Here is a 308-nt window from a genome sequence, read left to right on the forward strand (position 1 = left end):
CAAAGCCAAGCTGATCAACTACTGCAAAGCTTTTGCTGTAAAACTGTAAAACTTCTACATCACCAAGCAAAGTAAGAACCCCAAGATAGGTTAGAGCATAAGATATCACCTTTGTTTTGCCTGTTGACCAAGATAAAAAGTCTTTTTTCCAAGGTGGAATACTGAATTGAAAGCGCAGTATTTTATGCAGAACAAAATCACCCACTGCCCATTATAAAGCTTCATCAAGCGCCTGCTTTAAACGCTCTTGTGTGACTCTTACTTCAAAAATTTCCAGTCCCTTCGCCTCAAAATTCAGTTGTATCACT

At 38.6% G+C, this 308-nt stretch carries 1 pseudogene; it reads right to left on the reverse strand.

The window, feature by feature from the left end:
• Positions 1–205, reverse strand: a pseudogene (locus ACFINS_RS10480) (hypothetical protein); the annotation flags it as partial.
• Positions 206–308 lie beyond the last annotated feature (103 nt).

It is taken from the genome of Bartonella sp. AA2SXKL (assembly GCF_042197205.1).
Lineage (GTDB): Bacteria > Pseudomonadota > Alphaproteobacteria > Rhizobiales > Rhizobiaceae > Bartonella.